This window comes from Paenibacillus kribbensis (assembly GCF_002240415.1).
Taxonomy (GTDB): Bacteria; Bacillota; Bacilli; order Paenibacillales; family Paenibacillaceae; genus Paenibacillus; species Paenibacillus kribbensis.
In genome coordinates this window covers 5025041-5039370 of record NZ_CP020028.1, presented here as the reverse complement: position 1 = coordinate 5039370, position 14330 = coordinate 5025041, and the positions used below count along the sequence as shown (strand labels likewise).

Annotated in this window: 12 protein-coding genes; 9 read left to right on the top strand and 3 right to left on the bottom strand. The window is 49.2% G+C overall.

The genetic code is table 11. The features are described 5' to 3' along the window. Positions 1–6: 6 nt before the first annotated feature. Entirely contained in the window at positions 7–1821 is a 1815-nt protein-coding gene (locus B4V02_RS22430; protein WP_094156482.1) for a sensor histidine kinase, read from the bottom strand. Between the two features lie 206 nt (positions 1822–2027). On the opposite strand from B4V02_RS22430, the gene B4V02_RS22425 reads away from it, so the two are divergent. The 3 genes from B4V02_RS22425 to B4V02_RS22415 are packed head-to-tail and all read left to right on the top strand — an operon-like array spanning position 2028 to position 5087. Next, positions 2028–2909: a carbohydrate ABC transporter permease gene (locus B4V02_RS22425; RefSeq protein ID WP_094156481.1), complete on the top strand. Its 882-nt coding sequence runs from the start codon at positions 2028–2030 to the stop codon at positions 2907–2909. Continuing rightward, on the top strand, positions 2910–3746 hold the full coding sequence (locus B4V02_RS22420; protein ID WP_094156480.1) for a carbohydrate ABC transporter permease: 837 nt from the start codon (positions 2910–2912) through the stop codon (positions 3744–3746). Positions 3747–3788: 42 nt separating this feature from the next. Beyond that, on the top strand, positions 3789–5087 hold the full coding sequence (locus B4V02_RS22415; RefSeq protein WP_094156479.1) for an ABC transporter substrate-binding protein: 1299 nt from the start codon (positions 3789–3791) through the stop codon (positions 5085–5087). Between the two features lie 76 nt (positions 5088–5163). Here the strand turns inward: B4V02_RS22415 and B4V02_RS22410 are convergent, their stop codons facing one another. Then, positions 5164–6057: an AraC family transcriptional regulator gene (locus B4V02_RS22410; protein ID WP_094156478.1), complete on the bottom strand. Its 894-nt coding sequence runs from the start codon at positions 6055–6057 to the stop codon at positions 5164–5166. Between the two features lie 156 nt (positions 6058–6213). Between B4V02_RS22410 and B4V02_RS22405 the strand changes: the two genes are divergently transcribed. Continuing rightward, on the top strand, positions 6214–7146 hold the full coding sequence (locus tag B4V02_RS22405; RefSeq protein WP_094156477.1) for a DMT family transporter: 933 nt from the start codon (positions 6214–6216) through the stop codon (positions 7144–7146). Positions 7147–7158: 12 nt separating this feature from the next. After that, positions 7159–7491, top strand: coding sequence for a chaperone CsaA (csaA, locus tag B4V02_RS22400; RefSeq protein WP_094156476.1), 333 nt, complete (start codon positions 7159–7161; stop codon positions 7489–7491). Positions 7492–7630: 139 nt separating this feature from the next. On the opposite strand, the gene B4V02_RS22395 is transcribed toward csaA, so the two are convergent. Next, entirely contained in the window at positions 7631–8170 is a 540-nt protein-coding gene (locus tag B4V02_RS22395; RefSeq protein WP_094156475.1) for a dihydrofolate reductase family protein, read from the bottom strand. A gap of 108 nt (positions 8171–8278) precedes the next feature. Here B4V02_RS22395 and B4V02_RS22390 point away from each other — a divergent pair, with 108 nt between their 5' ends. The 4 genes from B4V02_RS22390 to B4V02_RS22375 all read left to right on the top strand — a co-directional run bounded on the left by B4V02_RS22390 (position 8279) and on the right by B4V02_RS22375 (position 14294). Next, the gene (locus B4V02_RS22390; RefSeq protein ID WP_094156474.1) at positions 8279–9223 is read left to right on the top strand and encodes a helix-turn-helix transcriptional regulator; all 945 of its coding nucleotides are present in this window, start codon (positions 8279–8281) and stop codon (positions 9221–9223) included. A 143-nt stretch (positions 9224–9366) separates the two neighbouring features. After that, positions 9367–12504 (top strand): DEAD/DEAH box helicase, encoded by a 3138-nt coding sequence (locus B4V02_RS22385; RefSeq protein ID WP_094156473.1) that lies wholly within the window; start codon positions 9367–9369, stop codon positions 12502–12504. A gap of 20 nt (positions 12505–12524) precedes the next feature. Next, on the top strand, positions 12525–13238 hold the full coding sequence (locus B4V02_RS22380; protein ID WP_094156472.1) for a phosphoribosylglycinamide synthetase: 714 nt from the start codon (positions 12525–12527) through the stop codon (positions 13236–13238). A gap of 150 nt (positions 13239–13388) precedes the next feature. Beyond that, positions 13389–14294, top strand: a complete 906-nt coding sequence (locus tag B4V02_RS22375; RefSeq protein WP_094156471.1) for a M15 family metallopeptidase — start codon at positions 13389–13391, stop codon at positions 14292–14294. Positions 14295–14330: the final 36 nt, after the last annotated feature.

Sequence of the window (14330 nt, the reverse complement as noted above, 5' to 3'; positions counted from 1 at the left end):
GACAGATCACTCTCCCTTAATATGAATTCCGGTATGAGCTTCGGTACGAATTTCGAGTGTATAACGAACGCCATGGGGCAAAATATTGTCTACAGACAGGGTGTTAGAACCGTCCTCCGAATGAAGCTGAATACGCAATAGAACATTGCGGAGTCCGATGGAATCCTGTTCGCTGGTGTTCGGCTCCTCGTAGGCTTTCAGCGGACGTTTCAGCATATGCTGAAGCTGCTCCAACTCGGCCTGCGGAATGGATGCTCCGTTATTTTCCACTGCAATTCTTACAATTCCTTCGCGAATTCGGCAGCCTGTCATGTGAATTTTACCGGGACCCAGTCGGGGATCAGCACCGTGTTTGAAGTAGTTTTCGACTAACGGCTGGAGAATCATTTTAGGCACGCGGTCATTCAGCACCTCATCATCCCACTGGTAAGTCACCTCTAATTGCTCCCCAAAGCGTTCTTTTTGCAAATCAAGATATTGCCTTACATGCTCGGCCTCCTCCTTGAGTGCAACGACTGTATGATCCCGCATGTTATAGCGCAGCATTTTGGCGAGGGAGGAAAGCAGAGAATAGATTCGCGGCACCTCATGCTGCAGAGCCAGCGTTCCGATAGACTGTAGCGTATTATATAAAAAGTGAGGATTAATCTGTGCTTGAAGCGCTTTCAATTGATGTGTCTTGTTTGCCAGCTCCAGCTTATATTCCCGCAAGATGAGGTTGTTGATGGTATCCATCATCTGTCTGAAGCTGCGTGATAGCACCCCGATCTCATCGTTGCTCATGGCCTGAATGTCTACATCGAGCTGACCCGACTGGATCTGGTTGATGTAGCGAGTCAGTCGCTTGATGGGCTCCGTAATTTTTATGGAAATCCATAGCGTGGCGACAATGACTAGCAGCAACGCTGTGCTTGCAATAACTACATTGATCTGGGTCAGGCGAGTGGCCCGTAAATAAAGCGTTCGATTAGGGATTTTCTTAACGAGCGTCCAGCCTGACAGGCTGGCATCCAGCTTGCCGTACACGTGTAGTGCCGTATCATCCTCGATTACTCCGTGCTCGCCTTCATTAGAAATTCGCTTGAGCAGGCCAGATTCCTTCCAGCGTGTTCCAATTGCCGCTTCATTTCCGCTATATATGATTGTTCCGTGCCGATCGACCAAGAACAGCTCTTCTGTATCTGCATTATACAATTGACGGCAAATGCTGCGTAGCGACTCCAGACGAACATCTATGGCCAGTACCCCAAGCGTCTCTGAGGAAGGAATGTTCCGAATCGCCCGATGGAGTGTAAATACCTGCCGCTGTGTGTCGTGTTCTGCATAGGAAACCGCGGAAAAGCCGTACAAATGCTTTTTATGCGATGGCTGTATGAATAATCCGGAGGAACCGTAATGAACAGAGCCGGGGAAGGCCTCCAGCCGGGATTCCCGAAGAGGGACCGTACTGGTAATCAGGGTAGATTCCGCTGCCTGAAAAGAGTGCAAATACACCTGATCGATGCCTGGCGAAGCATTCAGCATCGTTTGCAGCGTCGTGTAAATTTCGGCGACAGCCCGGTAATCATCGGGAATTTTGGCCAGATTGCGCAGAAAGTGAGGGTCATTATAGACCCCGATCGATGCCCGATTCAATCCCTGTAAATAGTTATCCAAATTCGTGATTCCCTGAAAAATAAGCCGTTCATTTTCTTGTGTGGCTTGCTCTCGCAGAGATTGCTTGGTGAGAAGGAAGGTCATGGTCATCGACAGCAGCAGCGGCAGGGTGACTGCAATGAGCAGAAACCAGATCAGACGGGAACGAATGCTATGAAATTTCATACAGATGGCTCCTTTCACGATTCAAGACAAGCCAGAGGTCAATAATTTCCCCCTAATGGTTCACGATCTTGCGTGTTCTCCAGAGCGCTTATTCGACATAATGAAGATGTGAACCGCCAGACATACGGTCAAAGCGTCCGTGCTACTTGCTGAGGAAGCCGTAGGAGCGTTCCAGACACCAACAGACAACAAAGGGGGGGATCGGTTTGAACCGCGCCAAGTCGTCGCAATGGCTTCAGCAATGGATTTTTGTAGGGCCGTCGACGTTATTTTTCGTTATCATTATTGTAATCCCTTTCATCCTGGGAATGTACTATTCTTTTACAGAGTGGAATGGGGTTGCCAATCAGGCGAAATGGGTCGGGTTGGATAATTTCTATCACATTTTATGGGATGATGACAAATTTAGGACAGCGTTCTGGTTTACGATCCGTTTTACGGTGATTGGAGTGGTGGCTGCGAATGTTTTGGGCTTTCTGCTGGCATATTTTCTAACCAAGCCGCTAAAAACGAAAAATGTGCTAAGGACTATTTTTTTCATGCCTAATGTGATCGGGGGGCTGCTGCTCGGTTTTATCTGGCAGTTTATTTTCGTCAAGGGCTTTGCTGCGATTGGGGAAAGTACGGATTGGTCTTTCTTTAATCTATCCTGGCTGGGAGACGAGATTACAGCCTTTTGGGGCATTGTGATCGTGTTTATCTGGCAAACTGCCGGGTATTTGATGGTCATTTATATTTCTTCCCTGACCAATGTGCCTCGGGATATGCTGGAAGCAGCCGAAATCGATGGAGCGAGCCGCATGCAAATATTAAGGTTGATTATATTGCCCTTGATCATACCTGCCGTTACAGTATGTCTTTTCCTCGCGATATCATGGTCGTTTAAAATGTTCGATCTTAATTTGTCATTGACCAAGGGCGGGCCCTTCGGGTCTACGGAGTCGGTGGCACTCAATATTTATAATGAAGCGTTTGTGAATAATCGTTATGGATTGGGGACGGCCAAAGCGCTCATCTTCTTTATTATAGTTGCGCTTGTTACGAGCCTTCAGGTGCGCCTGACGAAAAGCCGGGAGGTGGAGGCGTAAATGGAAACAAGCAAGCGCTACCGGTTCGGAACATGGACGACTGAGCTGGTCATGATCCTCGTCGCCTTGTTATTCCTCGTTCCGTTTTACTTTTTGTTCGTGAATTCGGTCAAAAGCTTTGGTGACCTGCTCACCGATTCCGCGGCCTGGCCACAAACTTTTGTATGGAGCAACTATGCCAGGGCGTGGAGCATTACACGTTTTCCCGAAGCCTTATGGAACTCGCTTGTGGTGACGGTAGTCAGCAATTTGCTGCTCGTGCTGATCAGCTCGATGGCTGCTTACCGGATGGTTCGGCATCCGACGCGTTATAACCGGGTATTATTCAGCCTGTTCGTGGCTGCGATGGTCATTCCTTTTCAATCGGTGATGATCCCTCTAGTCAAGGTCGTAAGTACGCTGGATTTAATGAACAGCATCGGTGGGCTGGTGATCTGTTATCTGGGCTTCGGTGCGCCTATGTCTATCTTTCTCTTTCACGGGTTCGTCAAAGGCGTGCCGGTCGAGGTGGAGGAGGCAGCTACGGTGGACGGCTGTACGCCTTACGGCGTGTTTTTCCGCATAGTGTATCCGTTGATGCTGCCGATGATGGTGACGGTTATTATTTTAAATACGCTCTGGATCTGGAATGACTATCTCTTGCCGTCCCTGGTGCTGCAAAAGGCTGAGCTGCGCACGATTCCGATTGCTACCTATGCCTTTTTCGGACAATACACGAAGCAGTGGGATTTGGCACTGCCTGCTCTGGTTCTGGGCATTCTGCCCGTCATCGTATTCTTTCTGGCCATGCAAAAATATATTATTCAAGGTATTATGGCTGGTTCGGTCAAAGGCTGAGTGAGGGATGAACTGAAATTGAAAATAGAAGGGAACATGAATATGAAAACATATTCTTTTAAAAGGAAAGTCCGGGCGTTGGTTCTGCTTCTCGCCGCTTTTACCCTCGTTTTGGCAGGTTGTAACAGCAGTGGCAGCGAACAAAACGCAGGCAAAGAGGAAGTGAAGGAAAAGACGATTCATATTTTCCAATTCAAGGTGGAGATTGCAGAAGCGCTAAATCGCATGAAGGCGGAATATGAAGCGACTCATCCGGGGATCAAGCTCGACATTCAGACAGTGGGCGGAGGCAGTGACTATGGGGCTGCGTTAAAGGCGAAGTTCGCCGCTGGCGAACAGCCGGATATTTTTAACGTCGGAGGTTACCGTGAGCTGGATACGTGGCTGGAATATCTGGAGGATTTGTCCGATCAGCCTTGGGTCGGTGATGTGGTCGATGTCGCCAAAGAGCCGATGACCAAAGACGGCAAGCTGTACGGTCAGCCGATGAACCTGGAGGGGTACGGCTTTATTTATAACAAGGATTTGTTCAAAAAGGCGGGGATCACCGAGACCCCTAAAACGCTGTCCGAGCTGGAGGGAGCGGCTCAAAAGCTGCAAGCCGCAGGGATTACACCTTTTTCGAATGGATATCAGGAGTTCTGGGTGCTGGGCAATCACTTGCTGAACGTGGCATTTGCCAATCAGACGGACCCGGCAGCCTTCGTTAAGGGATTGAATGATGGAACCGCGAAAATTCCGGGCAATGCTGTATTCGCCGAGTGGATGAAGCTGTTCGATCTGACGCTCAAGTATGGCAATGCAAAGCCGCTGACGACTGATTATAATACGCAGGTAACGAATTTTGCCACCGGCAAGGCAGCAATGATGCAACAGGGGAACTGGACGCAGGTCCAAATTGACGGGATTAATCCGAAGCTGAATCTGGGCATTCTGCCTATGCCGATTGGTGAGGACGCCGCCGCTGGAGATAAGCTGTTTGTAGGTGTTGCCAACAACTGGGTGGTTAATAAAAATTCTGCTGTTAAAGCAGAAGCCAAGGAATTCTTGAACTGGATGGTGACATCCGAGCAGGGGAAACAGTATATCACGAAGGAGTTCAAATTCATTCCGGCGTTCAAAAGCATCAAAGGGGCCGAGGCCGATATGGGCCAATTGGGTGCCGAAGTAGTAAAATATAGTCAGGAGAACAAGCTGCTGGGCTGGTTCTTTAACCGCTATCCTGAAGGAGCGCAGCAGGAATTCGGAAGTCAGATGCAAGCCTATGTGGCAGGCAAATCGGATGTCGCGAAGCTGCTGGAGGATTTCCAGAGCACGTGGGATAATTTGAAAAGCAAATAGTTGGAACGAAATCGGGGACTCATGCAATCCATGTTTCGTTGCCTGTCGAAGTTTAACTCGACAGGCTTTATTTATTTTAATCATTGATTTTATTGCTTGATTTTCGGAAATTGTTGGGGGTTATATGATGATGGTTTTTAAAAGACTGAATGAAGTGATTTACATGATTGAAACCAACTCTGTGGGCTATCTCGGTTATTGTATAATCTGTTGAATTTAATAATTCGCTGCCTTTCTTGATGCGGTACTTAATTAAGTAGTCGTAAGGTGTCATATGAATGGTTCTCTTAAAACTGCGAGTGCATTCCGAAACACTTAGATGCGCTGCATCAGCAATCTCTTGCAGTGTTATATTATTGGGGTAGTTCTGATGGATGAAGCTGAGCATTAATTGAAGTCTTTCTTGTTGCAGCTTTAAGTATTTAGGTGCTTCCTCAGAAGGCAGCAAAATGTTGGAGATTAAGGTGAACCATAATTGTACAGTTTTGATAGCAACCTCATATTCCCATCCCCAGTTTTTTTCCGTATCAAATCTTTTTTTCATATCCCAAAGCATTTCCAGTACTTTACTTTGCCATTCAACATCCCCCTTGATTACTAGTGACAATAAGAGAGAGTTTGTAAAAGGCAGCACATAATTTTTTTCCATCGCACTATCTGCATAAAAGGCCAACAGCTTCTCAGGAAAATTAAAACTCACGTATTGACCGTTATGTGTCAGGTGTGTAGTAACATGCAGGACCCCCTTATTAATTAAAATGGCCTGACCTGTTTCTAATTCATGATTAATCCCATTAACTTGTATAACTAGTTTTCCTTTCGTAACCAAAGTGATCTGTAGTTCTTCATGCCAATGTAAATCGTTAAATCCTCTACCTTCAGGAGTACTTTCATGAATAGTATGGGTGTACATAATGTATGGAAATGAAACATCCGGATAGAAAATAGTCTCGTGCAATGGTTTAGACATGATAGAAGTCCTTTCCGATGATGATATTTCTATATAATTCAATGATATTATTGCACAAAAAAAGGAGTACTGGTGATATTATTATATCCGATCTTTCATTTATCAAACTGTCCTGTGCACAGACAATGGGGTAAAACATCTTGGAGGCATAATAAGGTGAAAATAAAGAAAACAAAGTTAGCGTTTCATCCGTATATTCTACTTTTTATCAGCATATTGTCTGTTTCTGTCTCTTCCATCATGATCAAATCTTCGGATACTCCCACCTCAGTGGCTGGCATGTACCGATTATACATGGCAGTAATCATCATGCTTCCTTTTGTACCCTGGAAAAAGGTACGATCCTTGCAATTAGGTAAAAAAGATTGGGGTACCATTTTTTTAGCTGGCCTGTTTCTCGGGTTACACTTCTTATTTTGGATGGAATCATTGGTATATACCTCTGTTGCAAGCTCGATGGTCATATTAGCATTACAACCTTTGTTTGTAATGATTGGTTCATACTTCCTGTTCAATGAACGATCCAATATATTAACCATTCTTTGTTTGATAGCTGCCCTTTTCGGTTCAGTCATCATAGCTTGGGGAGACATAGGGATTTCAAGGGAAGCGTTAATAGGTGATGGATTATCTTTATTAGGAACAATCTTCATTTCAGCATATATGTTGGCAGGACAAAAGGTCAGTCATAAAATAGGGACCAATTTGTACAGTGTTATTGTTTTCTTTATTGGCGGAAGCGTCATGTTGGTCTATAGTTTGTTAAAACATTATTCAGTGACAGAATATGACTCTGTTGATTGGACATATTTTTTGTTACTTGCAGTAATCCCAACTATTTTTGGACAATATATTTTTAATCAGTTATTAAAGTCTTTAGGCGCAACCACTGTTTCTGTAGGTATTATTGGAGAACCTGTTCTCGCTATAATCCTTGCCTATTTATTTTTGGGTGAAACAACCTCTATATTCCAATTCATTGGAGGGTTTATGACGCTCTTGGGTATGGGAGGATTTTTTTGGACAAAATCTATGAACTATACAACTGCTAAAAATACAGTAGCTAAGAATACAGTAGCTAAAAATTAAGGAGAATTCTAAATGGCAACGATTGATGATTTTTTGAAACTGGATATTCGTGTTGGAACCATTGTTAAGGCTGAGTTTTTCGCAGAAGCAAAAATACCAGCTATCAAACTTGAGATTGATTTTGGACAAGAGATCGGAATTAAAACGTCTAGTGCACAAATTACTAAACGATATGAAGCTGAAGAAATAATAGGGAAACAAGTCATCGGGGTGGTCAACTTCCCTCCGCGACGTATAGCCGGATTTAATTCAGAGGTTTTAGTTCTTGGTGGATTGCCGGATAAAGGGGACGTGGTTCTCTTACAACCGGATGCTAAGCTGCCTGATGGAACACCGATTGGATAAATAGTACTGAAGTTGGTGACGTTCGGAATAACGATAAAGCATGCAATAGAGCCCTCGTATTTCAGGTAGAGATATGGTCCTGAAATTACGAGGGCTTTTTCCGCCTACTCCGTTTTTATGTTCATTTTTCGAATTCGGCTTATATTTGATAATGAAGCAAAACGATGTCCCCGCGGCGTTCTATTTCTTTGAGTTCAAACGTACTAGGCAGCGTGCCTTTCGGAAATAGCGGTATTCCTTGTCCGAGCACTTTGGGAATAATCGCAATGATAGCCTTATCCAGCAGTCCCTCTTGGATGAAGGCTTGAACTAACTGGCCGCCACCTACCAGCCATACCGCTCCTTCCGCTTGCTCCTGCAGACGTGGAACAAGCTCAGTCATAGCCTCGTCCGTAAACGTAACATGCGGTGCTTGTTCATGCTTCGCTAATGACCGGGTGAGTACATAACAAGGCTTGCCAGCATAGAGGAAATCATCGGAGAGCTTCAATACCTCTTCATACGTCAGCCTGCCCATCAGTACCGTGCCTACAGTGTCGTAAAAGTCGGCATATCCATTGTCGCCACCATCCCCTTTGACATCAAACAGCCAGTCCACCGAGCCATCCGGTAGCGCAATATACCCGTCAAGACTCACGGCAATATACAATACGACTTCGTTGGATTTTATAGCATCCATGGTTCATCACTCCTTTCTATCACCTATGTTACAATATATTTATGACATACTTTGTCGTAGTTAAGACATCGTTTGAAATTAACTTCTAATCGGTCAAAGGAGTACTTTATGAACGAACGCAGAATTGCTCTTATGAGAATACTGGATTCCCGGAAAAAATACACGGCACGTGAACTGGCCGAGCGTTTTGGCGTCTCCGTCAGGACGATACAAAGAGATCTTGATTATTTGCAGCAGACCGGATTACCTCTGTATACCGAAACCGGACCTCATGGCGGCTATCGGGCACTTCCCAATCGACTTCTCCCTCCCCTTCATCTTGCCCGCGATGAGGCATTTGGTCTTTTTCTCATGCTGCAACTGCTGGAAAACATTCCGGATGTCCCTTTCGGATCGGTGCGGGAGCATCTGTCCGAGCATTATTATGCCGAGCTACCCCAGGATGTGCAGGACAGCATTGATCAATTAAAGGATCATATCGCTTTTCGCATGCTGCCCACTCACGCAGAATCACCCTATACCTCGCTCATTTTGGAGGCTGCGCTGAATAAACGCCGGGTGAACATGCTTTACCGCTCCGCTTCCGGGGACAAATGGACTGAAGTATATCCGGTGGGGCTCTATTTTGATCATGGATATTGGTACATGCCTGCGTATAGCAGAGATCGGATTATTTTGTACCGCTCAGATAGAGTGATTACAATGACCATACTGGAAGACACCTTATCCGGCCTTCCCACCCTTAAGGAATGGTTGGCTGCGGAGGATTCACGTACGGGAATTCCGTCAAAAATAAAATTCACACCATTGGGTGTTCGGCTGGCGGAATCAGACCCTATCTTCCAAAGTGTTTCTCGTAAGGAATGGCGGGGCCAGGAATGGCAGGGACATATTCCAGCCGAAGAGTTTAAATATGTATCCAGACTTCTGTTAAAATACGGACCGGAGGCCGAGGTCATATATCCGAAAGAGCTGCGGCTGCGGGTCAAGCAGCTGCTGCAAGACAGCCTGAATCCTTATCTGAAGGATGAAAAGGCGGATGATGAAAAATAAGTCTATTAATCGTTAATCACATAATTATTTAAGGTTATGAATGGATGGCCTCCCGTATTTATTTTTGCGATAAAGTTTTGAAAAGAGTCGATTTTCGTATATGATGAAGAGTAATAATTCAAAAGGCTGGACGGGAGACAGATATGAATCAACCGCTTTATGGAATATGGCTCGGAGATGTGTTTTTTTGCTTTTCTGGCGAGACCTCAGAACCACGTATAGATGCGTGGAGCAGTGTAATCCGCAGGCTGACGCTGAAGGGAGACCTCCGGCCGTTTCGGCAGGCTGCGTTGCGTCTTGCCGAGGTACGGATACCGAACACTGCTCGTGTGGAGACTGCAGGCAGAGGCGGCAAAAGACGCTCCATGCTGGGGCGCACGCTGGAGGGCTTGGCGCTGGAACCGCGCGAGACGATGGCTTTGCTGACCCGCATGGACGAGAAGGGCTGCGCCGCGTCAGGCATTGCACTGGGCGAGGAAATGCAATATTGGCAAAAGGCCGCCTATTTTGCGTTGGAGCTGATGCAGCGGGGCGAAATCGTGCCATCGCTTACAGAGGCGCGTCCCTCTGGACCACGCCGTCGTGGCCCGGAGGCGGCGGTCGGGGTGTGGATTCCTCGGCTGCGCCAGGAGGAGGACATCCGCCGCTTTCATGAGCTGGCTGCTGCGATGCCAGCTGTCTGTATGGCAGCTCCCGCTGTCTTCGCGGGCAAGGAGCCGGAAACACGAGAGGATGCAGCTGGAATCGTGCTATATTCCTTCCTGCGCGCGGTCGTCCATGCGGAAACGACCGCGGTGCTGGCTGCCTCGGAGCGTGAGCTGGGCAGATATCGCGCCGAATATCGGCGCGGAGGATCGCCGCTGGCGGAGCTGTGGTGGAACAGTCTGCTGACAGGCTCACGCCAGGTTGCAATTCAGGGAACGCCTGTCGAGATGGAGGAGCTGGTTCTTCAAGCGTCCTCTCTTGAGGGAAGCGCGATGCCTGTCACGGAGCGGGAGGAGCAGGAACCGATAGAAGGACAGCTGCGTTTGTGCCTTCGTTTGGAGCCTGCCCTGGAGGAGAATGTGAAGGAATGGCGCATCACCTTTTGGGTGGAAAGCGATGCTGAGCCGGGCCTGCGACTGCCTGCTCTGACGCTGTGGGCGCATCCTGAACGTGATTTGATTCGCCGTGGAATCGTATATCGCCAAGTGCAGGCACAGCTGTTGATGCGGCTCGGGCAGGCGGCTGATGCGGCACCTATACTGCTGGAAGCGTTGAATCGTCCTTATCCCGAAGGGCTCATACTGGAGCCCGAGATGTTCTTCCGCTTCCTGACGGAAGCTGTACCCGCTCTGCAAAAGAACGGCATCACGGTGCAAATGCCTTCACGCTGGAGCCGGGAAGGCCGGAGACGTGCAGGCTTGCGACTCAAAATGCGTTCGACGGAGCGGGGCGCAAAGCCGGATGGCGTGATCACCGATACGTCGTCGGTCGGCATTAACCGCATGATTTCCTTTGATGCCGAGGCTGTGCTGGGCGATACGACCTTGACGATGGAGGAATTGGAAAGCATTGTCGCGGCGAATTTGCCGTATGTACGTCTCGGAGGGGAATGGATCGAGGTCGATCCCAAGGAAATCCGTCAGGTGCTGCGCTTTATCAAGCGCGGGGAAGACGGCGAAATGACCTTGTCCGAATGGATGCATCTGGCCGCGGAAAATGAAGGCGCAGGCGAGGCCTCATGGAAAGGTCTGTCCATATTCGGCGCAGAATCCGTCGGATTGCTGGCGTCTTTGGCTGAGGGCGGCGTGCTCCGTTCCGTGGAGCCGCGACCTGTGCCGGAGACGCTGCACGGCGCATTACGGCCCTATCAGGAGCGCGGCTTTCAATGGCTGGCTGCGATGCGCGGTTTGGGCTTTGGCGTCTGCCTTGCCGACGACATGGGGCTTGGCAAGACGATTCAGGTCATCACCTGCCTGCTCGATGGGGGGATTGGCGCTGTGGATCAGAGCCCGGCGTTGATCATTTGTCCGACGTCTCTGCTTGGCAACTGGCAGCGGGAGCTGAAGCGTTTTTCACCGGATTTGTCGCTGTATATTCATCATGGTAACCAGCGACTCCACGGAGAGTCGTTTCAGGAAAGTGTACGCGAGTATGATATCGTCCTCACCACCTATCATCTGGCGGGCCGGGACGGCAGTGATTTATCTGCGGTCTATTGGTCCTCCATCGTACTGGATGAGGCGCAATATATCAAAAATGCACGAACCAAGCAGGCTCAAAGTGTGATGAAGCTGTCTGCACCGCACCGGATCGCCATGACGGGTACTCCGGTAGAGAATCGGTTAAGCGAGCTGTGGTCTATTTTCCAATTCCTGAATCCAGGCTATCTCGGTACAGCGTCTTCGTTTCGTCAGCGGTACAGTACTCCGGGGAGTACTACAGGAGAGGAACGCGGGTCTGCGCTGCGTGAGCTGCATCGGCTTGTCTCCCCGTTCATGCTGCGTCGACTCAAAAGCGACCCGGATATACGCAAGGATCTGCCGGAGAAGTTAGAGTTGAAGTCCTATTGCGTACTGACACCGGAGCAGGCCGGATTGTATCGCGGTGTGGTGGATCAGTTGCTGGGAACACTGGAGGGGCAGATCGGCATGGCCCGCAAGGGGCTTGTTTTGTCTTCGCTGACCAAGCTGAAGCAAATTTGTGACCATCCGGGTCTGATCGTCCCGGGACGGGCTGATGCCGGTAAAACCGAAAACTCGGGCAAAATGGAGCGACTGCTGGAATTGGTGGAGACCATTCGCGAAAATGGTGAATCGGCGCTGATTTTCACCCAATATGTGTCGATGGGAGAATTGCTAGTATCGCGTTTGGCCAAAATCTTTGGCGAAGAGCCGTATTTTCTGCATGGAGGACTGGCGAAAACCAGACGGGACGAAATTGTTCATAACTTTCAAAAGGGAGAAGGCCCGGATATATTTGTGCTTTCCCTGCGCGCAGGCGGTGTAGGTCTGAATCTGACGCGTGCCAGCCATGTTATCCACTATGATCGCTGGTGGAATCCCGCGGTGGAAAATCAGGCGACAGACCGGGTATTCCGTATCGGCCAAAGCCGCAATGTACAGGTGCATAAGCTGATTTGCCAAGGAACGCTGGAGGAACGGATTGACGAATTGATTGAGAGCAAAAGGGCGCTTTCCGAGCAGGTTGTAGGCTCTGGTGAACACTGGCTGACCGAAATGTCCGACGATGAACTGCGTGGTCTAATCGCGCTGCAAAACGATGTATGGATTGATTAAGTAAAGAAAGGATGAAGGCGATGACAAGGCCGCGAGTGAAGCTGAAAGTAGCTGACAGTCAATGGGTAGCAGAAGTAGACGTGGACGGGACGGAAGGCAGCTCGGCGGCTGTAGCTGCCCGTTGGACGGGTTCCGTACCTGTACTGAACCCGGAACAGCGGACGGCATGGCTGGAGCAGCTCAAAGCGGAGCCATGGGACATATACCGTTTCTTGCAGGGGGAGGCCTGTCTCTCACTGGAAGATGTCGTGCAGGCAGCAGCCGGAACAGCCGTTTCCAGCCTGAAGGATGGCATGGATACAGCTGACGATGTAAAGAAAGCTCTGCAGGCCGGATTGAAAAGCGAGCCACACTTCTGCCTGGAGCTGATCGGAATGACGCGGGAAGAGCTGCTGGAGTACGTATTCAGCGCTTGGGCCGGAGAGCTGTCCCATGTGCGAGGGACATCCCCCGTACTTGAGCCAAGCTCGCGGTCAGAGGGCGGACGCAGCGGATCGGCGGCGATTAGCGAATGGATTGCTGAATCTGCCGCCGAGGGAGCATTGCACCGCCCTGGTGCGGGTTTTCATGCGATTGAGATTCGTCTGCCGCAGAAGCTTGCTTCAAAGAATGAAGCGGATATTACGGCTTTGCTGCCGGGATTACCCCGCGCGAAAGAGGCATTGAAGCTCATACGTGAGCGTGTAGCTGAGCGCGCCCGGGCCGCAATCCCGCAAAAACGTCATACTCCGTAACAATTCGGGTCTATACTTCCTTTTTCGGGCCTATTCACCTGCATTGAACTGGATAACGGCTTCGAAGAGTGTCGAAAGTTCGGTTACAATAGGGGAACGGAAAGTGATAGCAAGTCATGCATCAATTGCGATATTGGAGGAGATACCAGCATGAAACGACATATGCAACAAACTCGCCCCCCTCAGCGCTGGACGAAGGCGCTCATTCCGGGGCTGATCCTGCCGGGACTCCTGCTGGCGGCTTGTCAGCAGGGAGGCTCAGGTGGACAGGAAAGCGAGCCGTTGAAGTCATCTACTACGGTACAGGAAAATGCACAACCTTTCACCCAGCCGGAGGCGGACAACAGCAGCGCTGGCACGGGACAAGCTTCCGCAGGTACAGAAAGCGGACAGGCTGACTCTGTGATGGTACTGCGAAGCCAGAGTGCGCTGCAGGCCACGGTTAAGGAAGAGGGTGGAACCGCGATTGTTACCAATGCGACGTCTGACACGGTCGTTGTTAACAAACAGCGCAGTTTGCCTGAGGGCTATGCTCCAGACGATCTGGTAGAGCCGCAGGTGCCTTTTTCTTTCGACGGGCCGCATGAGAAACGGCATATGCGCAAGGAAGCGGCAGAGGCCTTGGAGAAATTATTCGACGGTGCCAAGAAGGACGGTATAGAGCTGCGTGCAGTATCGGGATACCGTTCCTATAAGCGCCAGGTTTCTATTTTCAACAACAACGTAAAGACCAAGGGAGAGGCATATGCCTCTCAGGTCAGCGCCGTTCCGGGCACGAGTGAGCATCAGACGGGGTTGGCGATTGACGTATCCAGCCCGAGCGTAGGCAATGTGCTGGAGCAATCCTTTGGGGCTTCCAAGGAAGGCGAATGGCTGGAGAAGCATGCGCCGGAATATGGATTTATTATTCGTTATATGAAAGACAAGCAAGATATCACTGGCTATGTGTACGAGCCTTGGCATATCCGTTATGTGGGAAAAGACATTGCGGAGGATGTAGCCAAGCAAGGGCTGACGTTGGAGGAATATTTCGACGATAAGAATATCAAACTGTAGCAGCCAAAAAATAAAGAAAGCCGTAATCCTGTGGGA

Excerpts from the sequence above, each read along its gene's own strand:
- B4V02_RS22430 (WP_094156482.1), bottom strand. The coding sequence starts at position 1,821 with ATGAAATTTCATAGCATTCGTTCCCGTCTGATCTGGTTTCTGCTCATT.
- B4V02_RS22420 (WP_094156480.1), top strand. The coding sequence starts at position 2,910 with ATGGAAACAAGCAAGCGCTACCGGTTCGGAACATGGACGACTGAGCTG.
- B4V02_RS22415 (WP_094156479.1), top strand. The coding sequence starts at position 3,789 with ATGAAAACATATTCTTTTAAAAGGAAAGTCCGGGCGTTGGTTCTGCTT.
- B4V02_RS22410 (WP_094156478.1), bottom strand. The coding sequence starts at position 6,057 with ATGTCTAAACCATTGCACGAGACTATTTTCTATCCGGATGTTTCATTT.
- csaA (WP_094156476.1), top strand. The coding sequence starts at position 7,159 with ATGGCAACGATTGATGATTTTTTGAAACTGGATATTCGTGTTGGAACC.
- B4V02_RS22395 (WP_094156475.1), bottom strand. The coding sequence starts at position 8,170 with ATGGATGCTATAAAATCCAACGAAGTCGTATTGTATATTGCCGTGAGT.
- B4V02_RS22390 (WP_094156474.1), top strand. The coding sequence starts at position 8,279 with ATGAACGAACGCAGAATTGCTCTTATGAGAATACTGGATTCCCGGAAA.
- B4V02_RS22385 (WP_094156473.1), top strand. The coding sequence starts at position 9,367 with ATGAATCAACCGCTTTATGGAATATGGCTCGGAGATGTGTTTTTTTGC.
- B4V02_RS22380 (WP_094156472.1), top strand. The coding sequence starts at position 12,525 with ATGACAAGGCCGCGAGTGAAGCTGAAAGTAGCTGACAGTCAATGGGTA.
- B4V02_RS22375 (WP_094156471.1), top strand. The coding sequence starts at position 13,389 with ATGAAACGACATATGCAACAAACTCGCCCCCCTCAGCGCTGGACGAAG.